Origin of the sequence: Xanthomonas theicola, from assembly GCF_014236795.1 — a bacterium.
Classification (GTDB): domain Bacteria; phylum Pseudomonadota; class Gammaproteobacteria; order Xanthomonadales; family Xanthomonadaceae; genus Xanthomonas_A; species Xanthomonas_A theicola.
Genome location: NZ_CP049017.1, coordinates 1,069,246 through 1,090,387, shown reverse-complemented (window position 1 = coordinate 1,090,387; position 21,142 = coordinate 1,069,246). Strand labels below are relative to the sequence as shown.

The following is a 21,142-nucleotide window of genomic DNA, read 5'->3' as shown; positions in this document are numbered from 1 at the left end:
CCGTGTCGTCGCCGTTGCCGCCTTGGGAGCACGAGATGCCACGCCACATCGATCTGAAATCCTCGTTGATCGCCTCGCTGCTGTGCCTGCTCGGTGCCGGCGTGGTCGTCGCGGCCGCACGCCTGAGCACGCACACGCTCGACGAGTCGCGCGAACGGCTGCAGCGGCTGCAGATCCACCAGGCGCCGTCGGCGATGGCCCTGCGCGAACTGCGCGCGCAGCTGGCGGAACTGGGTCTCTACGAGATGGCGCAGATCGCCTGGACCGGCGACGCCGCAGAGGTTGCCGATCACGACCGACGCATGCAGCGGGTGCTGCAGGGAGTACGCGAGCAGTTGGCGATCTACAAGGCGACCACGCCCGATGGCGAGGAAGCGCGCCGCTTCGCCGAGATCCAGGCCAAGCTGGACCGCTATCTGCAGCTGCACCGGCAGCTCGGCGCCACGGTGCATGCCGGCGACCGCGACCGCGCCGGCCGTCTGGCCGCGCAGCAACTGCTGCCGTTGCGCCGGACGCTGTTGGCCGACCTGATGGAACTGAGCGACCTCAATGCCGAGCGCGCGCAGCAGTCCGCCGCCAGCGGGCTTGCCTACGCCGTGCGCTAGCCGCACCAGCCGACCAGCGCCTCCACCCCATTCCCCGGCTGCACACGGAAATGCCATGAACTTCTTCAAGCAACTGAAAATCCGCGACAAGCTGATCTTCGCCTTCATCCTGATCACGCTGCTAACCGTGATGCTGGGTACCTTCACCTACTCGCGCACCACCTTGTCGGTGAACGAACTCAGGCGCATCCGGGTCGACTGGGTGCCGGTCGCCCAGGCACTGGTCGAGGTGCGCGCGCAGCTTGGCGAGTTCCGCACCTACGAACTGGAGCAGATGGCGCAAGCCAACGATGCGGAGGCAGTGGCCGACTACGGCAAGCGCATGCTGAAGGTGCGCGCGGAAATGGCGAAGAACCAGGCGATCATCGAGAAAATGACACTGGGCCCCGAACAGGCGCAGATGTATGCCGGGGTCAAGGAAAAGCTGGAGGCGTACCTGCATACCAACACCTTGATGGGCGATGCGTTGCGGACCGGCGACATCGCCGGCGCGCAGGCGGTCTCCGACACCCGGTCGCGGCCGCTGCGGCGCGAGCTGTTCGAGCGGATCGTGGCGCTCACCGCCTACAACCTCGTCCAGCTGAACCGGGAAATGGACCGGACCAGCGCCCAGCTGTCGCAAACCAAGGTGTTGATCCTGGCCCTGCTGGGGCTGACCATCCTCGCCGCCGCCGGTGTCGGCTGGCTGATCTCGCGCGGCATCGTACAGCAGCTGGACGCGGCGCGGCAGCTGTCGCAGGCGATCGCCCGCGGCGAACTGGACAGCGTGGCGCGGCCCCGCTCCAACGACGAGGTCGGCCAGTTGATGGGCGACATGCTGGACATGCGCAACCGCATTCGCCAGGTGATCGAGGCGCAGAACGAGATGGCGCTGCGCCACGAGCAGGGCACGATCAGCTACCGCATGGACGAGGCGGCCTTCCCCGGCGACTACGGGCGCATGGTCCGCGGCAGCAACGCGCTGGTCGCAGCGCACATCGCGGTGAAGATGCGCCTGGTGCAGATCGTCCAGCGCTATGCGGTCGGCGACCTGTCCGAGGACATGGAGCGCCTGCCCGGCGAGAAGGCGGTCGTCACCGAGGCCGTGGACACGGTCAAAACCAACCTGCTGGCGATGAGCCGGCAGCTCAAGCATCTGGCCGAATCCGCCGCGGCCGGCGACTTCAGCGCGCGCGGCGACGCGGATCGCTTCCAGTACGACTTCCGCGCCATGGTCCAGGATCTCAACGCGATGATGCAGGTCAGCGACCGCAATCTGGGCGAGCTGTCGACCCTGCTGCAGGCCATCGCCGCCGGCGACCTGACCGCGCGCATGCACGGCCAGTTCCAGGGCGTGTTCGCCTCCATGCGCGAGGACGCCAATGCCAGCGCCGGGCAGCTGGCCGCCATCGTCGGCCGTATCCAGAACGTCGCGTTGAGCATCGACCAGGCATCCGGCGAGATCGCCGCCGGCAACGACGACCTGTCGCGGCGCACCGAACAGCAGGCCGCCAGCCTGGAAGAGACCGCCGCCTCGATGGAAGAACTGACCTCCACCGTCAAGCAGAACGCCGAGCACGCGCGCCAGGCCAACCAACTCGCGGTCGGCGCCGCCGCGGTGGCCTCGCAGGGCGGCGCGGTGGTCGGCCAGGTGGTGACCACCATGAGCGGCATCCAGACCTCGTCGAAGAAGATCGCCGACATCATCGGCGTCATCGACGGCATCGCCTTCCAGACCAACATCCTGGCGCTCAACGCCGCGGTGGAGGCCGCGCGCGCCGGCGAGCAGGGCCGCGGCTTCGCGGTGGTCGCCAGCGAGGTGCGCACCCTGGCCCAGCGCTCGGCCGGCGCCGCCAAGGAGATCAAGGGCCTGATCGACGCGTCGGTCGCCCGCGTCGCCGAAGGCTCGGCGCTGGTCGACGACGCGGGGCGCACCATGCAGGAGATCGTGTCCTCGGTGCAGCGCGTCACCGACATCATGGGCGAGATCGCCGCCGCCTCGCAGGAGCAGTACGCCGGCATCGAGCAGGTCAACCGGACCATCGCCCAGATGGACGAAGCCACCCAGCGAAACGCCGCGCTGGTCGAGGAAGCCACCGCCGCCGCGCACACCATGCAGGCCCAGGCCAGCCAGCTCGGCGCGGCCATCGCCGAGTTCAAGCTGGACCCGCGCGGCGGCACGGCGGCGGCGCCTGCCGCGCCGGCCGCGCCCGCCGCAGCGCCGGTCCGGGCCAAGCCCAGATCCGTGGCGAGCGCGCCGCGGCCGGCGCCGCGCCTGCGCAGCGCCGCGAATCCGGCGCGCGTCGCCGCCGAGGAGGGCCAGTGGCAGGAGTTCTGACCTCGGCGGCGGCCGCGTGCGCTGCCGCGGTCAATTTCGCCTTGCGCCAGCCGATAACTCGATAGACCGACCAACGCTGCGAACCATGGCCACTCCAACGTCCTCCCTGCCCCATCCCGGTGCCGATAATCGCGATTTCGAATTCAGCGATCGCGACTTCAAGCGGGTCTGCGACCTGATCTACCAGAAGGCAGGCATCGCGCTGGCCCCGGCCAAGCGCGACATGGTCTACGGCCGCCTGTCGCGGCGCCTGCGTACGCTCGGCCTGCGTTCGTTCCACGAGTACCTGGACTGGCTGGAGCGCGACGGCGGCGACGAGTGGGAGGCGTTCACCAATGCGCTGACCACCAACCTGACCTCGTTCTTCCGCGAGCCACACCACTTCGAACGCCTGCGCGAGGAACTGCACGCGCATGCCGCCGCGGCGCCGCTGCATATCTGGTCGTGCGCCGCGTCCACCGGCGAAGAGCCCTACTCGCTGGCGATCACCGCCTGCGAGGCGTTCGGCACGCTGACCCCGCCGGTGCGGATCCTGGCCACCGACGTCGACACCCAGGTGCTGGCCACCGCCTCGCGCGGCGTGTACGCGCTCGATCGCATCTCCAGCCTGGACCCCTCGCTCAAGCGCAAGTACTTCCAGCGCGGCAGCGGCGCCAACGAAGGCCAGTGCCGGGTGGTGCCGGCGCTGCGCGATCTGCTCCAATTCCGCCAATTGAACCTGCTGGAACCGCGTTACGACGTCAGCGGCCCCTATCTGGCCCTGTTCTGCCGCAACGTGATGATCTATTTCGACAAACCGACCCAGCGCGGCATCCTGTCGCGGCTGATCCCGCACCTGGACGAGGACGGCATGCTCTACACCGGCCACTCGGAGAACTACCTGCATGCGGCCGACCTGATCCAGCCCTGCGGCCGCACCCTGTACCGTCGCGCTGCCAAGGTCCACGCATGAGCCCCGCCGCGATGGCCGCCGACCAGGTGATGCGCTACCACGACACCCGCTTCCAGACGATCGCGGCCAAGCTGCTGCCGACCCAGTACCTGGTGGTGGACGACGACACCGCGCTGACCACGATCCTGGGCTCGTGCGTGGCCGCCTGCCTGCGCGACCCGCTGCTGAAGATCGGCGGCATGAACCATTTCATGCTGCCCGACGGGCAAGTGGGCGACGGCGCCCCGGCGCGCTACGGCAGCTACGCGATGGAACTGCTCATCAACGATCTGCTCAAGCGCGGCGCCAACCGCGGCCGCCTGCAAGCCAAGGTGTTCGGCGGCGGCAACGTGCTCAAGGGCTTCACCAACAACCCGGTCGGCACCCGCAACGCCGAGTTCGTGCTGAACTACCTGAAGGCCGAGCAGATTCCGGTGGTGGCCGAGGACCTGCGCGGGATCCATCCGCGCAAGATCTGGTTCTTCCCCGCCAATGGGCGCGTGGTCGTGCAACGTCTGCCGCATGCGCACGAGGAAGCCGAAATCGCCGCCGCCGAATCGGCGGTGCGCGCCCGTCTGGCCAAAGCGCCGGTCACCGGAGCCGTGGAGTTGTTCGAATGAATACCGACCCCCCTTGCCGCGTGTTGATCGTCGACGATTCCGCGGTCGTGCGGCAGATGTTGACCGAGATCCTGTCGCAGGCGCCCGGCGTCGAGGTGGTCGGCGCGGCCGCCGACCCGATCCTGGCCCGCGAGAAGATCAAGCGGTTGAACCCGGACGTGATCACCCTGGACGTGGAAATGCCGCGCATGGACGGCCTGGCGTTCCTGGAAAACCTGATGCGGCTGCGGCCCACCCCGGTGGTGATGATCTCCTCGCTGACCGAACGCGGCGCCGACACCACGCTGCAGGCGCTGGCGCTGGGCGCGGTCGATTTCATCTCCAAGCCCAAGCTCGACGTGGCGCGCGGGCTGGAGGAATACGCCGATGAAATCGTCGGCAAGGTCAAGGCCGCGGCCAGGGCCAAGGTCCGCGCGCTCGACCGCCCGGCCGCACCGCGGCCCGCCGGCAGCGCGGCCCCGCCCAGCGCCGCGTCCACGCTGAAGTTCCGCACCACCGACCGGCTGATCGCGATCGGCGCCTCCGCCGGCGGCACCGAAGCGCTGCGCGTGGTGCTGGAAGGCATGCCGGCCGACGCGCCGGCGGTGGTCATGACCCAGCACCTGCCCGCCGGCTTCAGCGCCGCGTTCGCCGACCGCCTCAACCGGCACTCGGCGATGGCGGTGCGCGAGGCCAGCGAAGGCGAAGCGATCCTGCCCGGCCATGCCTACCTGCCGCCCGGCGGCAAGCACCTGCAGGTGGTCCGCGACGGTGCGCGCTGGCGCTGCAAGATCGACGACGGCCCGCCGGTCAACCGGCACAAGCCGGCGGTGGACGTGCTGTTCCAGTCGGTGGCGCGCAACGCCGGCGCCAACGCGATCGGCGCGGTGCTCACCGGCATGGGCGACGACGGTGCGCGCGGCCTGCTGGAAATGCTGCAGGCCGGCGCCAGCACGCTGGTCCAGGACGAGGCCAGCAGCGTCGTCTGGGGCATGCCCGGCACCGCATTCCGGCTCGGCGCCGCGCAGGAGGTGCTGCCGCTCGACAGGATCGCCGAGCGTCTGATCGCATTGTCCAGCCAGGCGCGCTGAGCTCGCTCACTGCGATCCAGAGAGGCCTGGCCGCGCTTGGTTGCATGCGCGGCAGGCAAGAACCAGGAACCCCGCCGACCAGCGAGCGACGGCCCTGTCCCGTGCACGCACGGGCACACCGCGCCGGGGTGCCGGGTGCTGCGGCGCGCGGGCGTCCGGGCGCGGCCTGGACCGCCCCGGCCCGCCGCGGCATTGGCGAAGGCGGCGTGGTCCTGCCCGACCGCGTTGCCGGGCGCTGAGTGCATGCCGTGCCAGCGCACCCGCACGCCGATGGCGTCCAGCGATGCCGCCGCGGCCGCGCTTCCGCTTCTGTGCGGCGCCGAGGCAGGCCCTGCTGCGCCACCTGCAGCAGGCGTCCGAGCGCGTGGTGGTGATCGACGCGCAGGCGCGCATCCTTGCCTTCGATCAGACCGCCGAGGCGCTGTGGAGCCTCGCGCAAGTGCTGGGGGGTTCGCTCGGCGAACGGGTGCCGGACGGTGCGCGGGCCGGCTTCCTTGCCAGGTGCATGCGGCCCGGCACAGAACGTATCGGCAGGATGCGTTGCACGAATTTTGGGTCGGCGCTTATGGGCCGAAGCCCTTCCCGCACGGCAGCCGGCCAACGCGTGCACGCTCCTGCAGGAGCGGCTCTACGTGGCCTCGGGCCATCAACCGCGACGAACGCCACCGACACGCCGCCGGCCCCACATCACCGGTCGGGGCTGAAGCCTTCCAGCAGGCGATACGGCCAGGCCAGCGCCACAACGCGGAAGCCCGGCCTTGGCCGGGCTTCCGTTGCAGCGTCCGACCGCGCCCGATCAGGCCGCGACGGTGTCGGCCACGTCCTGGTAGTCCTGGATCTGGTCGAAGTTCATGTAGCGGTAGATCTGCTCGCCGCTGGTCTTGATCACGCCCACCTCGGCCATGTACTCCTCCCGGGTCGGGATGCGGCCCAGGCGCGAGCAGATCGCCGCCAGTTCCGCCGAGCCCAGGTACACGTTGGTGTTGCGGCCCAGCCGGTTGGGGAAGTTGCGGGTGGAGGTGGAGAACACCGTGGCGCCCTCGCGCGCCTGCGCCTGATTGCCCATGCACAGCGAGCAGCCCGGCATCTCCATGCGCGCGCCGGCCGCGCCGAAGGTGCCGTAGTGGCCTTCCTTGGTCAGCTCGGAGGCGTCCATCTTGGTCGGCGGCGCGACCCACAGCCGGGTCGGGATGTCGCGCTTGCCTTCCAGCAGCTTGGCCGCGGCGCGGAAGTGGCCGATGTTGGTCATGCACGAACCGATGAACACCTCGTCGATCGCCGCGCCGGCGACCTCGGACAGCGTCTTGACGTCGTCCGGATCGTTCGGGCAGGCCACGATCGGCTCGTAGATGTCGGCCAGGTCGATCTCGATGACGGCGGCGTAGTCGGCGTCGGCGTCGGGCTCGAGCAGCTGCGGATCGGCCAGCCACTCCTCCATCTTCTTGATCCGGCGGCCCAGGGTGCGCGCATCGGCGTAGCCCTCGGCGATCATCCAGCGCAGCAGGGTGATGTTGCTGGTCAGATATTCGATGATCGGCGCCTTGTCCAGGCGCACCGTGCAGCCGGCGGCGGAACGTTCGGCCGAGGCGTCGGACAGCTCGAACGCCTGCTCCACCTTCAGGTGCGGCAAGCCTTCGATCTCCAGGATGCGGCCGGAGAAGATGTTCTTCTTGCCCTGCTTGGCCACGGTCAGCAGGCCGGCCTGGATCGCGTACAGCGGGATCGCGTTGACCAGGTCGCGCAGGGTCACGCCCGGCTGCATCTGCCCCTTGAAGCGCACCAGCACCGACTCGGGCATGTCCAGCGGCATCACCCCGGTGGCCGCGGCGAACGCGACCAGGCCGGAGCCGGCCGGGAACGAGATGCCGATCGGGAAGCGGGTGTGCGAGTCGCCGCCGGTGCCGACGGTGTCGGGCAGCAGCATACGGTTGAGCCAGCTGTGGATCACGCCGTCGCCCGGGCGCAGCGACACGCCGCCGCGGGTGGAAATGAACGCCGGCAGGGTGTGGTGGGTCTTGACGTCCACCGGCTTCGGATACGCCGCGGTGTGGCAGAACGACTGCATCACCAGGTCGGCGGAGAAGCCCAGGCAGGCCAGGTCCTTCAGTTCGTCGCGGGTCATCGGGCCGGTGGTGTCCTGCGACCCCACCGAGGTCATCTTCGGCTCGCAATAGGTGCCCGGGCGCATGCCCTGGCCTTCGGCCAGGCCGCAGGCGCGGCCGACCATCTTCTGCGCCAGCGAGAAGCCCTTGCCGGTATCGGCCGGCACCATCGGCAGGCGGAACAGGTCCGACGGCGGCAGGCCGAGGAACTCGCGCGCCTTGGCGGTCAGGCCGCGGCCGACGATCAGCGGGATGCGGCCGCCGGCGCGCACCTCGTCGAACAGCACCTCGGACTTCATCGCGAACTCGGCGATCACCTGCCCGTCCTTCAGCGCCTTGCCCTCGTAGGGACGCAACTCGACCACGTCGCCGTGCTCCATCTGCGACACGTCCAGCTCGATCGGCAGCGCGCCGGCGTCTTCCATCGTGTTGTAGAAGATCGGCGCGATCTTCGAGCCCAGGCACACGCCGCCGAAGCGCTTGTTGGGGATGTACGGGATGTCCTCGCCGGTCCACCACAGCACCGAGTTGGTGGCCGACTTGCGGCTGGAGCCGGTACCGACCACGTCGCCGACGTAGGCGACCAGGTGGCCCTTGTCCTTGAGATCGGCGATCGCCTGGATCGGCCCGCGCTTGCCGTCTTCCTCGGGCACGAACGCGGCGCCGTCGCGCTTGTTCTTCAGCATCGCCAGCGCGTGCATCGGGATGTCCGGGCGGGTGGTGGCGTCCGGCGCCGGCGACAGGTCGTCGGTGTTGGTCTCGCCCGGTACCTTGAACACGGTGACGGTCAGGCTCTGCGGCACTTCCGGCTTGCTGGTGAACCATTCGGCCTGCGCCCAGCTCTGCAGCACCGCCTTGGCGTGCGCGTTGCCGGCCTCGGCCTTTTCCTGCACGTCGTGGAACGCGTCGAAGATCAGCAGCGTGTGCTTCAGGCCCTCGGCCGCGACCGCGCCCAGCGCGGGATCGTCCAGCAATGCGATCAGCGGGTGGATGTTGTAGCCGCCCAGCATGGTGCCGAGCAGTTCGGTGGCGCGCGTGGGCGAGATCAACGGGGTGTGCTCGGTGCCGAAGGCGACCGCGGCCAGGTACGAGGCCTTGACCTTGGCCGCGTCGTCCACGCCGGCCGGCACGCGCTGGCTCAGCAGTTCGACCAGGAACTGTTCCTCGCCGGCCGGCGGGTTCTTCAGCAGTTCGACGACGTCGGCGGTCTGCTGCGCGCTCAGCGGCAACGGCGGGATTCCGAGCGCGGCGCGCTCTGCAACGTGGTGGCGGTAGGCTTCCAACATGCGGGTTCTCCGGAATTTCGGTAGGGACGAGCGGTAAACGGATGAGCGGCGTCAGGCCGGCTTGGGAACGATGATCTTCAGGCCCTTGAAGTAGTCGCGGAAAAAGCCGTCGTCGCGGGTGATCAGGCCATCGCATTGCAGCAACGCATGGGCGCCGATCAGGAAATCGGCCACCACCCGCTCGCGCTGGCCGCCGCGGGCGCGGAAGCGGCGCTGCATCTCGCCGGCACGCAGGGCCGACTTGGCCTCCAGCGCATTGAAGCGGATGCTCATGTCCTCCAGCACCGACAGCGCCTCGGCGCCGTCGCGTAGCGCGCCGCAGACCTCGGACAGGACGATGTCGCACACCACCACCGGGCCGTTGCTCAGGCACTGGCGCAGGCAGGCTTCGGTGGCATCGGCCTGCGGGCCGTCGGCCAGCAGGTCCACCAGCACCGCGGAGTCGATCGCGATCATGCCGTGGCGTCGGGTTCGAACGGATCGCCGGGCGCGCGGCCGCGGATCGCACGCATCGCTTCGTCGGTGCTGGCGAAGCCGTCGAGCTTGAAGCGGCCGCGTGCGCGCGAGATCGCATCGTCCACGCTCTTGCGCAGGATGATGCGGCCGCCGTCCAGCTCCACCTTCAGGATGGTGCCCTTGCTCAGGCCCAGCGCGTCGCGCACGGCCTTGGGCAAGGTGATCTGGCCGCGCTCGGCGACGGTGGCTTCCATGGGCGGGCTCCGCGAGGTATGCAAGAATTTTACATACTTCAGGCGTCATACTCAAGGCCGCATGCCGCGCCGGTCACACCCTGCGTACACACTGAATCGGTCAGACTGGGTGCAGTCCCTACAGCCGCGACGCCATAGGAGTTCCACGATGAACGATTCCTTTTCCACCCGCACCTCGCTCGAGGTCCACGGCAAACGCTACGCCTACTACAGCCTGCCCAGACTCGCCGAGCGCTTCGACATCGCCCGCCTGCCCTACTCGCTGAAGATCCTGCTGGAGAACCTGCTCCGGCACGAGGACGGTGGCGTCACCGTGGGCAAGGAGCACATCGAGGCGGTGGCGACGTGGGATCCAACAGCCGAGCCGGACACCGAGATCGCATTCATGCCGGCACGGGTGGTGCTGCAGGACTTCACCGGCGTGCCCTGCGTGGTCGACCTGGCCGCGATGCGCGACGCGGTGGTCAAGCTCGGCGGGCGCCCCGAGCAGATCAACCCGCTGATCCCCTCGGAACTGGTGATCGACCACTCGGTGCAGGTGGACGTGTTCGGCAAGGCCGACGCGCTCGACCTCAACGGCAAGATCGAATTCCAGCGCAACCAGGAACGCTACGGCTTCCTGCGCTGGGGCCAGAAAGCATTCGACAACTTCAAGGTGGTGCCGCCCAACACCGGCATCGTGCACCAGGTCAACCTGGAGCACCTGGCGCGGGTGGTGATGACCGGCGAGCGCGACGGCAAGGCGATCGCCTACCCGGACACGGTGTTCGGCACCGACAGCCACACCACCATGATCAACGGCATCGGCGTGCTCGGCTGGGGCGTGGGCGGCATCGAGGCGGAGGCGGCGATGCTCGGCCAGCCCTCGTCGATGCTGATCCCGCAGGTGGTCGGCTTCAAGCTGACCGGCAAGCTGCCCGAAGGCGCCACCGCCACCGACCTGGTGCTGACGGTGACGCAGATGCTGCGCAAGCACGGCGTGGTCGGCAAGTTCGTCGAGTTCTTCGGCGAGGGCCTGCAGCACCTGCCGCTGGCCGACCGCGCCACCATCGGCAACATGGCGCCGGAATACGGCGCCACCTGCGGCATCTTCCCGGTCGACGCCGAATCATTGACCTACCTGCGCCTGTCCGGGCGCAGCGAGGAGCAGATCGCGCTGGTCGAGGCCTACACCAAGGCGCAGGGCCTGTGGCACGACGCCGACAGCCTGCACGCCGCCTACAGCGCCACGCTGGAGCTGGACATGGGCCAGGTCAAGCCGTCGCTGGCCGGCCCCAAGCGGCCGCAGGACCGGGTACTGCTGGAAGACATGCAGCGCAATTTCCGCGACAGCCTGGTGTCCTTCGCCGAAGAGCGCAACAAGCGCCACAGCGACGCCAAGCAGGAAGACCGGCTCAAGAACGAGGGCGGCGGCGGCACCGCGGTCGGCGCCAAGGCGTCGCAGGCCGAGAGCCGCGCAGACAGCGGCGCCGGCTGGCGGCTGCGCGACGGTTCGGTGGTCATCGCCGCGATCACCTCCTGCACCAACACCTCCAATCCGGCGGTGATGCTCGGCGCCGGCCTGCTGGCGCGCAACGCCGTGGCCAAGGGCCTGAAGGCGCAGCCGTGGGTCAAGACCTCGCTCGGGCCGGGTTCGCTGGTGGTCACCGACTACCTGAAGAAGGCCGGGGTCATGGACGACCTGGAGCAACTCGGTTTCTACGTGGTCGGCTACGGCTGCACCACCTGCATCGGCAACTCCGGCCCGCTGCCGGACGACGTGTCGGCGGCGATCGCCCGGGACGACCTGGTGGTGGCCTCGGTGCTGTCGGGCAACCGCAACTTCGAGGGCCGCGTGCACCCGGAAGTGAAGATGAACTATCTGGCCTCGCCGCCGCTGGTGGTCGCCTACGCCATCGCCGGCAGCACCGACATCGACCTCACCACGGAGCCGCTCGGCACCGGCCGCGATGGCCAGCCGGTCTACCTGCGCGACATCTGGCCGAGCAACAAGGAGATCGGCGACACCATCGCCGCCACCGTCGGCCCGGAGATGTTCAAGCAGAACTACGCCGACGTGTTCAAGGGCGACAGCCGCTGGGCCGCCATCGCCTCGCCCGACGGCGAGCTGTACGCATGGGACGCGGCCTCCACCTACATCAAGAACCCGCCCTACTTCGACGGCATGACCATGCAGGCCGGCAGCATCGACGACGTGCACGGTGCGCGCGTGCTCGGCCTGTTCGGCGACTCGATCACCACCGACCACATCTCCCCGGCCGGCAACATCAAGAAGGACTCGCCGGCCGGCCGTTTCCTGCAGGAACGCGGCGTGCAGCCGGCCGACTTCAACAGCTACGGCAGCCGCCGCGGCAACGACGAGGTGATGGTGCGCGGCACCTTCGCCAACATCCGCATCAAGAACCTGATGTTCGGCGGCGAGGAAGGCGGCAACACGCTGTACCGCGCGCCCGGCGGCGCGCAGCCGGAGAAGCTGGCGATCTACGACGCGGCGCTGAAGTACAAGGCCGACGGCGTGCCGCTGGTGGTGATCGCCGGCAAGGAATACGGCACCGGCTCCTCGCGCGACTGGGCGGCCAAGGGCACCAACCTGCTCGGGGTCAAGGCGGTGATCGCCGAGAGCTTCGAGCGCATCCACCGCTCCAACCTGGTCGGCATGGGCGTGCTGCCGCTGCAGTTCCTGGACAACGAGAACGCGCAGTCGCTGGGCCTGGACGGTTCGGAGGCGTTCGACATCACCGGGCTGCAGGATGGCGCCAGCAAGCGCGCCACGGTGGAAGCGAAGAAGGCCGACGGCAGCGCCAAGCGGTTCCAGGCCAAGGTGCTGCTGCTGACGCCGAAGGAAGTGGAGTACTTCAAGCACGGCGGCCTGCTGCAGTACGTGCTGCGCCAGCTGGCGGCGCGCAAGGCGGCCTGAGGCCGCCCAGATGCACGGCGTCCTGCGTGGGCGCCGTGCGCGCTCGCGCAGGTACGCACTGGCGCTCGCGTACGCGCTGCCTGCGCATCGGCGCGAGGTTTCGAAGTACGCGTCTGTCCCCGCCAGACCTCCTGTATCGAATCCGCCCCGTTCCCGAACGGGGCGATTGCCGTTTGGCGCGCACGCGCCACTTGCTACGGCGCCGCACTCCATTGCGCATGCCGCAGCCGCCAGCGACCGTCCTGCTCGCGCCAGCCGGTGACCACCGCATAGCGTTGCATCCGCTCGGGGAGCAGGCGCGCGTCGCCGCCGCTGACTACCGCGTCGAAACGCACGGTGGCGTCGTCGCCCTGCAGCGCGATCGACAGCGGCCCGGTGCTCACCCCGATCCGCGCATTGGCCAGGAATTGCGCGCGCAATAGGTTGTGCAGCGCAGCACGATCCATCCCCGCCTCGCCCGCGAAATCGTCGGCCACGGCGGCCATCGCATCGCGCGGGCGATGTTCCTCCACCGCCTCCTGCAACGTGGCGATGTCCTTGCGCAGCCGCTGTTCCGCCGAATCGCGCTGGCAGCCGGGCAATACCAGCGCCAGCGCGCAACCCCATCCCCACACCCATGCCTGTCGCATCGGGATTCCTCCTCGACTTCGCCTTTTTCATGCGGAACGGTATCCTGCCACTCGCCACGCCGCGGCGTTGCGTCGGCATGCGGCAGCATTCCACACGAGGGGGGAGTACATGAGTCAGGAACGTCCGTGGTTGCAGAGTTATCCGGCCAGCATTCCCGCCGAGATCGACGTCAACGCGTACCGATCCGTCGCCGCCGTCTTCGAAACCTCCGTCGCCAAGTTCGGCGACCGCCCGGCCTACTGCAACTTCGGCAAGACCCTGACCTACCGCGAGGCCGGCGAACTGGCCCGGCACTTCGCCGCCTACCTGCTGGGCGAGTTGCAGCTCAAGAAGGGCGACCGCGTCGCGCTGATGATGCCCAACTGCCTGCAATACCCGATCGCCATCTTCGGCGTACTGCTGGCCGGCATGACCGTGGTCAACGTCAATCCGCTGTACACGCCGCGCGAATTGCGCCACCAGCTGGTCGACTCCGGCGCCAGCGCGATCGTGGTGATCGACAACTTCGGCAAGACCGTGCAGGAGGTGCTGGCCGACACGCCGCTCAAGCACATCATCACCACCGGCTTGGGCGACATGCTCGGCTTCCCGAAAGGCGCGCTGGTCAACTTCGTGCTGAAGTACGTCAAGAAGCTGGTGCCCGACTACGACATCCCCAATGCGGTCCGCTTCCGCGACACGCTGGCGCTGGGTCGCCTGCACGCGCTGCCGCCGCTGGACATCGAGCCCGACGACATCGCCTTCCTGCAGTACACCGGCGGCACCACCGGGGTGGCCAAGGGCGCGATGCTGACCCACCGCAACCTGGTCGCGAACATGCTGCAGGCCAGCGTTTGGATCACCGCGACCGGCGAACTGGAGGAAGGCAAGGAAGTCATCATCACCGCGCTGCCGCTGTACCACATCTTCGCGCTGACTGCGAACGGCCTGGTGTTCATGAAGATCGGCGGTCTCAATCACCTGATCAGCAATCCGCGCGACATGCCCGGCTTCGTCAAGGAATTGAAGAAGACCCGCTTCACCGCCTTCACCGGCGTCAACACGCTGTTCAACGGCCTGCTCAACACGCCCGGCTTCGAGCAGGTGGATTTCTCGGCGCTGAAGTTCACCCTGGGCGGCGGCATGGCGGTGCAGCGGGCCGTGGCCGAGCGCTGGAAGCAGGTGACCGGGATGGCCCTGGTCGAGGCCTACGGCCTGACCGAGACCTCGCCGGCCGCCTGCATCAACCCGTTGACGCTGACCGAGTACAACGGCGCCATCGGCCTGCCGCTCCCGTCCACCGATGCCTGTGTCAAGGACGACCAGGGCCGGATCCTGGCGCAGGGCGAGGTGGGCGAATTGTGCATCCAGGGCCCGCAGGTGATGAAGGGCTATTGGCGGCGACCGGAGGACACCGCCGCCGCGGTCGATGCCGACGGCTGGCTGCATACCGGCGACATGGCGCGGATGGATCCGCAGGGCTTCTTCTATATCGTCGACCGCAAGAAGGACATGATCCTGGTGTCGGGCTTCAACGTGTACCCGAACGAGGTCGAGGACGTGATCGCGATGATGCCCGGCGTGCTGGAAGTGGCCGCGGTCGGGGTGCCGGACGAGAAATCCGGCGAGGTGGTCAAGGTGGTCATCGTCAAGAAGGACCCCAACCTCACCGCCGAGGACGTCAAGGCCCACGCCCGCGCCAACCTGACCGGGTACAAGCACCCGCACATCATCGAGTTCCGCAAGGAACTGCCCAAGACCAACGTCGGCAAGATCCTGCGGCGGGAGCTGCGCGACAGCGCCCGGAACATCTGAACCCGGTTCCCCCGGGTCTGGCCCATTGCCATGCAGGCGCAGCCCACGCCGCCGCGCCGGACCCGGGTCCGGCGCGCCGACCCCGGCGGTCGTCGCGCCCCCGCAGACATGCGCGCAAACGTGACCGATTTCCGTCTCCAGCAGCCTGCAAACCCTCTGTTTATGGAGGTGTAGCATCGGTTCGCGTGCCGCTCAGCTTGGCGCACGCGGTTCGCTGTCCACCAAACCGAGGAAGTCCCATGAACGTCGACAAACGTTTGCTCACCCCCCGTTTTTCCACCATCCGTGTCGACTCCAGCGTCGATGGCGATGTGCATTGGATGTTCATGCACAACGATGCCGCCAGCGGCGCGCGCCCCTGCTTTCGCGGCGACCTGCTGGACGACATGTGGAGTTTCACCGACGCCATCACCCTGAGCGGGGGCAGTCCGCTTGCACGCGGACAACTTCGGCATTTCGTCCTCGCTTCGGATGCGAGCGTCTTCAACCTCGGCGGAGACCTGGAACTGTTCACGCAACTGATCCGGTTGCGGGACAAGAACGGCTTGCTCGCCTATGCCAGGCGTTGCGTGGAGGGCGTGCATACCCTGCATGCCGGACTGGGCGGCGACGTGCGCACCATTGCGCTGCTGCAAGGCGACGCCTTGGGCGGAGGCCTGGAAATGGCCCTGGCCTGCCATACCATCGTGGCGGAGGAAGGCGTCGGGCTGGGTTTGCCGGAAGTGTTGTTCGGCCTGTTTCCGGGCATGGGCGCCTATTCGTTCCTGTGCCAGAGGGTCTCGCCGCAGCTGGCGGAGCGGATCATTCTGGAAGGAACGGTCTACAGCAGCGAGCAGATGCACGCCCTCGGCGTGGTCGATGTCCTGGTTCCCAAGGGCCATGGAAAAGCCGCGGTCCAGGAGCTGATCCGCAATCAAAGGCGCAGCAAGCTCTCCCATCTGGCAATGAACGCCGTGCGCAGGACCTCGCGGCAGGTTCCATTGCACGAGCTGATGGCGATCACCGAAATCTGGGTGGACACCGCGCTTGCGCTGGACGACAAATCGCTGCGGATGATGGATCGCCTGGTACGTGCCCAGAGCCGACGCGCGCAAAGCGTCGCCGCACTCGCGTAGAGACATCAATCCGGAAGGGGGCCGGCCCGGCCGCGGGCCGGGCTTTCCTCAGCGCGACTCGTTACCGTCTTGCTGCCCGCTTTGCAATGCCCGCAAATCCAGCACCTGCCTGCCTTCGGTCAGGCTGGCGTTGAGCGCGGCGAGGCACTGCCGCCATTCGCTGCGCATCTGCCAGTCGGCCATTCGCATCAGCTCGCCGCCCAGGCTGGCCGTCTTCACCAGGCCCAGGTTGCTCGCCACGCCTTTGACCGCGTGCGCATGTTCCCGCAACCGTTCCCAGTTCTCGGCCTCGCCGGCCATCTGCACGCCGCCGAGGCAGCCCTTTGCGTCGTTGAGGCATTGGGAGATGAACTCACGCTCGAACCCATCGCCCATGCCCAGGCCCGCCAGTTCGTCCAGGACCGACGCATCCAGCACGCCTTCCGCGGCGAACCGAGGCGGTGTCTGCGCCTCGGAGGGACGCAGTCTGCCGTCGGTCGCAATATCGGCCAGCGTATCCAGCAACCTCGACGCCACCACCGGTTTTGCCAGGAAGGTATGTGCGCCGGCCTGCTCGCAACGCTGGATCGACTCCGGCGTGACGTCGGCGCTGAGGACCACCACCGGGATACGCGGTCGGCCGGCCTGCATGAGCCGCAACTGCTTGAGCATGTCCAACCCGCTCATCCCGGGCATGTGCAGATCGACGATGACGGCATCGAAATCGGTTTCGGCAAGCGCATCGAGCACGGCTTCGGCGCCATCGAGACAGACGACGCGATGGCCAGCCTTCTGCAGCAAGCGTTGCAGCACCATGCGATTGGCGGCATGGTCGTCGGCAACCAGAACGCGCATGCTGCGCACGCGCGCGCGATGCCGCAGGAACGGGTCGGTGAACGCGATGATGTTGCCGCCTGGCGCGACGGCCTCTTCGGCCGCAGCGTCCGCAGGCTGGGTGGGCAGCGACGAAGCGGCCGCTGCCTCGAACGGCAACTCGAACCAGAAGCGGCTCCCGCGCGGCGGGCTTTCCTGGTAGCCGATGCTGCCGCCCATCGCCTCGACCAGGCCCTTGGCGATCGTCGTCCCCAACCCGGTTCCCTCGTAACGCCGGGACAGGCCCCCATCGACCTGCTCGAACGCCTCGAACAGGCGCGGACGCATCGCCGGCGGCAAACCGATGCCGGTGTCGACAATGTCGAAACTCAGCCGGTGCGGCTCGCCTGCGGCGTCGCGCTGAATCCGAACCCGGATATCCACACGCCCCAGGTTGGTGAACTTGATCGCGTTGCCCGCCAGATTCAGCAGGATCTGCCGCAGATGGCCAGCGTCGCCACGCACCTGGTCGGGAACGTCGTCGGCGACCTCCAGGTGGTAGCCGAGGGCCTTGGCACGGGCTTGCGGCTGCAGGATCAAGCCAATCTGCGCCAGCGTCTCGCGCAACGAGAAGTCGTGTTTCTCGGTCCGGACCTTTCCCGCCTCGATGGCCGAAATGTCCAGCACCTCTTCGACCAGGGAAAGCAGGCTGCGCGCCGATGCCTGGATGGTACCGACGCACTCGCGTTGCTCCGCGTCCAGCTTGGTCGTCGCCAGCACCTCGGTCATGCCCGACAGCCCGTTCAACGGGGTGCGGAACTCATGGCTCATGTTGGCCAGGAAACGGCTCTTGGCTTCGCTGGCGCGCCGGGCCTCGGCCGTCGCCTGCGTCAACTGGCGCAACAGCCCCGACAGGTACATGGGAATGGCGACGAGGCCGGCCCATAGCCCGACCCCGAGCGTGACGTTCTCGCGCCAGTAACCATTGAGCAGAACCACGCAACCGAAGCTGACGCACGCAGAGACGACGGCACCGATCAAGTAGCGGTTTCCGTAGCGCAGGCCATTGCCGATCGTGACCCACATGAGAATCACGTACAGCCAGGCCAGCGGCTCTCCCAGCAGAATCATCGCCGCCGTCATCAGGCCATAGTCGGTCGCCATGCCGACGATGCGGCGCAGATTGGACTTGCCGGGCGCGACCAGGATCGCAGCGAACAGGGCCGCGCCGACCAACACGCCGACGCCGCTCATCAGCACCGATGTCATGTATACGTCGGGAGCGAGCCGACCGAGAGTCTCCGCGATCGTCATGCAGGCGATGACACCCAGAAAGATCACGACCCGGATCAACGTCTGCCCGTGTTCGGTATCGGTGCGCTGCCGCAGGCGATTCCTGACCCATTCCAGCCGACCTTTCACTTGGACACCCCCGGCCGGACCGAGGCCGTCGAGAACTTCTCGCAGATCATGCGCAACTGCTCGCGCCCGCGGAACAGCGCATCGACGCAACGCGGATCGAACAGGCGGCCGCGTTTCGCGTAGAGATAGGCCAAGGTCGCGTCCATGGTCCATGCTTCCTTGTAGGGACGCGGCGAGATCAGCGCGTCGAAGAAGTCGGCGACCGCGACGATCCGCGCCTCCAGCGGAATCGCTTCGCCGACCAGTGCGTCGGGGTAACCGCTGCCATCGTAACGCTCATGGTGGCGCAGCGCGATCAACGCGCCGACCTGGATGCAGTGATTCTGGCTGCCGCTGAGCAGCTCGTAGCCGATGCGCGGATGCATGCGCATCACCGCCATCTCCTCCTCGCTGAGCTTGCCGGGCTTGAGCAGCACCGCGTCGGGGATGGCGATCTTGCCCATGTCGTGCAGGCTCGCCGCCATCTCGATGACCCGCACCTCGTCCTCGGACAGGCCGAGCTGCTCGGCGATCAGGCCGGCCACGTGCGCCATCCGTTCCAGGTAGGCGCCGGTCCCGGCATCGCGGTACTCGATCGCGCGCGCCAGCCGCGACAGGGTCTCGCGCTCGCGTTCCTCGACCTCGCGCATGCTGGCCAGCAGGCGCTGTTCCAACGACATGGCGCGCAGCTTGATATTCTCGCTCTGCAGGCGCAGCTGCAGCAGGTTGCGGCAGCGCGCGCGCAGTTCGCGCGGGCGGATCGGCTTGACCAGGAAGTCGATGACGCCGGCTTCCAGTGCCGCCTGGCGGATCGGCTCGTCGCCGACCACGGTGATCAGGATGATCGGGATGTCGCGGTGCTTGGGCAGGCGCCGCAGCCGGCGCGCGAACTCCAGCCCGTCCATGCCGGGCATGCGATAGTCGAGCAGCAACAGGTCGACCTTGCTGGACTCGCACCAGGCCAGCGCGGCCTGCGAGTCGCCGAAGTCGCGGACGGTGAGTTCCGGAGCGACGTCCTCGATCACATGGCACAGCATCGTGCGCGCGGACGTCTGATCGTCGACGATGACGATGTTCAAGCAGTTGTCGGCCCCGTCCACCCAATCTGGGCGATCCCCAGGGGAGGATACTCCGGACAGGCTCATGCTGGCATCTTGCATCTGCGATCCTCCCGCCCGGTGCATCGGGCTGCCGAGACAACAACGGGAAACACGGCGATCGCCGCGCACCGCCATCGCCGTGTTTCCGCTTGCTTGCCGATGTCCTATGCAAGAACCACGCCAAGGTCACCGTGCCGTGGATAGATTAAGCCTCTGGGCGCATGTACGGGAACAGCAGCACATCACGGATCGAACCGCTGCCGGTGAGCAGCATGACCAGCCGGTCGATGCCGATGCCCAGGCCGCCGGTGGGCGGCAGGCCGACCTCCAGCGCGCGGATGTAGTCGGCGTCGAAGTGCATGGCCTCGTCGTCGCCGCCCTCCTTCGCCGCCACCTGGGCCTGGAACCGGGCGGCCTGGTCCTCCGGGTCGTTGAGCTCGGAGAAGCCGTTGGCGATCTCCTTGCCGTTGATGAACAGCTCGAAGCGGTCGGTATACCCCGGCTCGGTGTCGCTGGAGCGCGCCAGCGGCGACACCTCGACCGGATGGTCGGTGATGAAGGTCGGCTGGACCAGGGTGTGTTCCACGGTCGCCTCGAAGATCTCCAGCAGCAGCTTGCCCCAGCCGTAGGACGGCTTGGTGCGGATCTTCAGCCGCTCGCAGTGGCGCAGCAACGCGGCGCGGTCGGTGCAGTCGGCGGGGCCGATCTGCGGATTGTGGTGGCGCACCGCCTCGTCCATGCGCCAGCGCCGGAACGCCGGCGCCAGATCGATGTCGGCGCCGTCCCAGCCGAGCGCGGTGGTGCCCAGCACCTGCTGCGCGGTGTCGCGGATGAGGTGCTCGGTCAGGTCCATGATCTCGTGGTACGTGGCGTAGGCCTCGTACAGTTCGAGCATGGTGAATTCCGGGTTGTGGCGGGTGGACACGCCTTCGTTGCGGAAGTTGCGGTTGATCTCGTAGACCCGCTCCAGGCCGCCGACCACCAGCCGCTTCAGGTACAGCTCCGGCGCCACGCGCAGGTACAGGTCCAGATCCAGCGCGTTGTGGTGGGTGGTAAACGGCTTGGCGGTGGCGCCGCCGGGGATGTAGTGCATCATCGGCGTCTCCACTTCCAGGAAACGGCGCGCGTCCAGCCAGGCGCGCATCGCGCGGATGATCTTGGAGCGCTTGACGAACACCTCGCGCGCCTCCGGCGACACGATCAGGTCGACGTAGCGCTGGCGGTAGCGCTGCTCCACGTCCGACAGCCCGTGCCACTTGTCCGGCAGCGGCCGCAGCGCCTTGGTCAGCAGCCGCAGCGCGGTCGCCTTGACCGACAGCTCGCCGGTCTTGGTCCGGGTCAGGCCGCCCTCCACGCCGACGATGTCGCCGATGTCCCACCCCTTGAACGCGGCGTAGGCGTCGCCCAGCACGTTGCCCTGCAGGAACAACTGGATGCGCCCGGACTCGTCCTGGATCTGCGCGAAGCTGGCCTTGCCCATCACCCGCTTGGCCAGCAGGCGCCCGGCCAGGCGCAGGCCGCGGCCTTCGGCCTCCAGCGCCTCGGCGCTCCAGCGCTCGGCGTCGACGAACGCGGCCTGCAGGTCGCCGGCGAAGTCGCTGCGGCGGAAGTCGTTCGGATAGGCCACGCCCTGCGTGCGCAACGCCCCCAGCTTGGCGCGGCGTTCGGCGATGAGGCCGTTCTCGTCGACGGAAGGGGGTGGCGCGGAGGTGTGTTCGGTCATAGGAATGGGTACGCGGGAATGTAGGAAAA

Annotated in this window: 15 protein-coding genes; 8 read left to right on the top strand and 7 right to left on the bottom strand. The window is 68.2% G+C overall.

Translation table 11 applies throughout. The annotated features are described in order from the left end of the window. Window positions 1-35: 35 nt before the first annotated feature. From G4Q83_RS04840 to G4Q83_RS04820, 5 genes are all read left to right on the top strand, one after another. Window positions 36-605, top strand: a complete 570-nt coding sequence (locus tag G4Q83_RS04840) for an MCP four helix bundle domain-containing protein (RefSeq protein ID WP_128419439.1) — start codon at window positions 36-38, stop codon at window positions 603-605. A 55-nt stretch (window positions 606-660) separates the two neighbouring features. After that, window positions 661-2,922, top strand: coding sequence for a methyl-accepting chemotaxis protein (locus G4Q83_RS04835; protein ID WP_128419438.1), 2,262 nt, complete (start codon window positions 661-663; stop codon window positions 2,920-2,922). 85 nt (window positions 2,923-3,007) lie between these two features. Further along, entirely contained in the window at window positions 3,008-3,874 is an 867-nt protein-coding gene (locus G4Q83_RS04830) for a CheR family methyltransferase (RefSeq protein WP_128419437.1), read from the top strand. Further along, window positions 3,871-4,473: a chemoreceptor glutamine deamidase CheD gene (gene cheD, locus G4Q83_RS04825; RefSeq protein WP_128419436.1), complete on the top strand. Its 603-nt coding sequence runs from the start codon at window positions 3,871-3,873 to the stop codon at window positions 4,471-4,473. Before G4Q83_RS04830 ends, cheD begins: the two co-directional genes overlap by 4 nt. Continuing rightward, on the top strand, window positions 4,470-5,543 hold the full coding sequence (locus G4Q83_RS04820) for a protein-glutamate methylesterase/protein-glutamine glutaminase (protein ID WP_128419435.1): 1,074 nt from the start codon (window positions 4,470-4,472) through the stop codon (window positions 5,541-5,543). The genes cheD and G4Q83_RS04820 overlap by 4 nt, the downstream gene beginning before the upstream one ends. A 796-nt stretch (window positions 5,544-6,339) precedes the next feature. Here G4Q83_RS04820 and acnB read toward each other — a convergent pair. The 3 genes from acnB to G4Q83_RS04805 are packed head-to-tail and all read right to left on the bottom strand — an operon-like array spanning window position 6,340 to window position 9,641. Next, on the bottom strand, window positions 6,340-8,931 hold the full coding sequence (acnB, locus tag G4Q83_RS04815) for a bifunctional aconitate hydratase 2/2-methylisocitrate dehydratase (protein WP_128419434.1): 2,592 nt from the start codon (window positions 8,929-8,931) through the stop codon (window positions 6,340-6,342). Between the two features lie 51 nt (window positions 8,932-8,982). Next, a complete protein-coding gene (locus tag G4Q83_RS04810) occupies window positions 8,983-9,387 on the bottom strand; it encodes a type II toxin-antitoxin system VapC family toxin (protein WP_128419433.1) in 405 nt (134 codons plus the stop codon). Further along, window positions 9,384-9,641 (bottom strand): AbrB/MazE/SpoVT family DNA-binding domain-containing protein, encoded by a 258-nt coding sequence (locus G4Q83_RS04805; RefSeq protein WP_128419432.1) that lies wholly within the window; start codon window positions 9,639-9,641, stop codon window positions 9,384-9,386. Before G4Q83_RS04805 ends, G4Q83_RS04810 begins: the two co-directional genes overlap by 4 nt. Window positions 9,642-9,789: 148 nt before the next feature. Here G4Q83_RS04805 and acnA point away from each other — a divergent pair, with 148 nt between their 5' ends. Continuing rightward, window positions 9,790-12,558 (top strand): aconitate hydratase AcnA, encoded by a 2,769-nt coding sequence (acnA, locus tag G4Q83_RS04800; protein ID WP_128419431.1) that lies wholly within the window; start codon window positions 9,790-9,792, stop codon window positions 12,556-12,558. A gap of 194 nt (window positions 12,559-12,752) precedes the next feature. On the opposite strand, the gene G4Q83_RS23010 is transcribed toward acnA, so the two are convergent. After that, on the bottom strand, window positions 12,753-13,187 hold the full coding sequence (locus tag G4Q83_RS23010) for a Cif family virulence factor (protein ID WP_170069139.1): 435 nt from the start codon (window positions 13,185-13,187) through the stop codon (window positions 12,753-12,755). A gap of 109 nt (window positions 13,188-13,296) precedes the next feature. Between G4Q83_RS23010 and rpfB the strand changes: the two genes are divergently transcribed. Together rpfB and G4Q83_RS04785 are read left to right on the top strand one after the other, a co-directional pair. Continuing rightward, entirely contained in the window at window positions 13,297-14,982 is a 1,686-nt protein-coding gene (rpfB, locus tag G4Q83_RS04790) for a fatty acyl-CoA ligase RpfB (RefSeq protein ID WP_128419430.1), read from the top strand. Window positions 14,983-15,221: 239 nt separating this feature from the next. After that, window positions 15,222-16,097 (top strand): crotonase/enoyl-CoA hydratase family protein, encoded by an 876-nt coding sequence (locus G4Q83_RS04785; protein WP_128419429.1) that lies wholly within the window; start codon window positions 15,222-15,224, stop codon window positions 16,095-16,097. A gap of 48 nt (window positions 16,098-16,145) precedes the next feature. Here G4Q83_RS04785 and G4Q83_RS04780 read toward each other — a convergent pair whose 3' ends face one another. From G4Q83_RS04780 to lysS, 3 genes are all read right to left on the bottom strand, one after another. Beyond that, window positions 16,146-18,311 carry an ATP-binding protein gene (locus G4Q83_RS04780; protein WP_128419428.1) on the bottom strand — a complete coding sequence of 722 codons (2,166 nt, stop codon included), beginning with the start codon at window positions 18,309-18,311 and terminating at the stop codon, window positions 16,146-16,148. Beyond that, a complete protein-coding gene (rpfG, locus tag G4Q83_RS04775; protein WP_386272261.1) occupies window positions 18,308-19,435 on the bottom strand; it encodes a cyclic di-GMP phosphodiesterase response regulator RpfG in 1,128 nt (375 codons plus the stop codon). The genes G4Q83_RS04780 and rpfG overlap by 4 nt, the downstream gene beginning before the upstream one ends. A gap of 160 nt (window positions 19,436-19,595) precedes the next feature. Beyond that, entirely contained in the window at window positions 19,596-21,113 is a 1,518-nt protein-coding gene (gene lysS, locus G4Q83_RS04770) for a lysine--tRNA ligase (protein ID WP_128419426.1), read from the bottom strand. Window positions 21,114-21,142 lie beyond the last annotated feature (29 nt).

Bases quoted from the DNA above. Each gene is read 5' to 3' on its own strand.
- G4Q83_RS04830 (WP_128419437.1), top strand. From the start codon at position 3,008: ATGGCCACTCCAACGTCCTCCCTGCCCCATCCCGGTGCCGATAATCGC.
- G4Q83_RS04785 (WP_128419429.1), top strand. From the start codon at position 15,222: ATGAACGTCGACAAACGTTTGCTCACCCCCCGTTTTTCCACCATCCGT.
- acnB (WP_128419434.1), bottom strand. From the start codon at position 8,931: ATGTTGGAAGCCTACCGCCACCACGTTGCAGAGCGCGCCGCGCTCGGA.
- G4Q83_RS23010 (WP_170069139.1), bottom strand. From the start codon at position 13,187: ATGCGACAGGCATGGGTGTGGGGATGGGGTTGCGCGCTGGCGCTGGTA.
- G4Q83_RS04805 (WP_128419432.1), bottom strand. From the start codon at position 9,641: ATGGAAGCCACCGTCGCCGAGCGCGGCCAGATCACCTTGCCCAAGGCC.
- G4Q83_RS04820 (WP_128419435.1), top strand. From the start codon at position 4,470: ATGAATACCGACCCCCCTTGCCGCGTGTTGATCGTCGACGATTCCGCG.
- G4Q83_RS04810 (WP_128419433.1), bottom strand. From the start codon at position 9,387: ATGATCGCGATCGACTCCGCGGTGCTGGTGGACCTGCTGGCCGACGGC.
- rpfG (WP_386272261.1), bottom strand. From the start codon at position 19,435: ATGAGCCTGTCCGGAGTATCCTCCCCTGGGGATCGCCCAGATTGGGTG.
- acnA (WP_128419431.1), top strand. From the start codon at position 9,790: ATGAACGATTCCTTTTCCACCCGCACCTCGCTCGAGGTCCACGGCAAA.
- G4Q83_RS04840 (WP_128419439.1), top strand. From the start codon at position 36: ATGCCACGCCACATCGATCTGAAATCCTCGTTGATCGCCTCGCTGCTG.
- cheD (WP_128419436.1), top strand. From the start codon at position 3,871: ATGAGCCCCGCCGCGATGGCCGCCGACCAGGTGATGCGCTACCACGAC.
- lysS (WP_128419426.1), bottom strand. From the start codon at position 21,113: ATGACCGAACACACCTCCGCGCCACCCCCTTCCGTCGACGAGAACGGC.
- rpfB (WP_128419430.1), top strand. From the start codon at position 13,297: ATGAGTCAGGAACGTCCGTGGTTGCAGAGTTATCCGGCCAGCATTCCC.
- G4Q83_RS04835 (WP_128419438.1), top strand. From the start codon at position 661: ATGAACTTCTTCAAGCAACTGAAAATCCGCGACAAGCTGATCTTCGCC.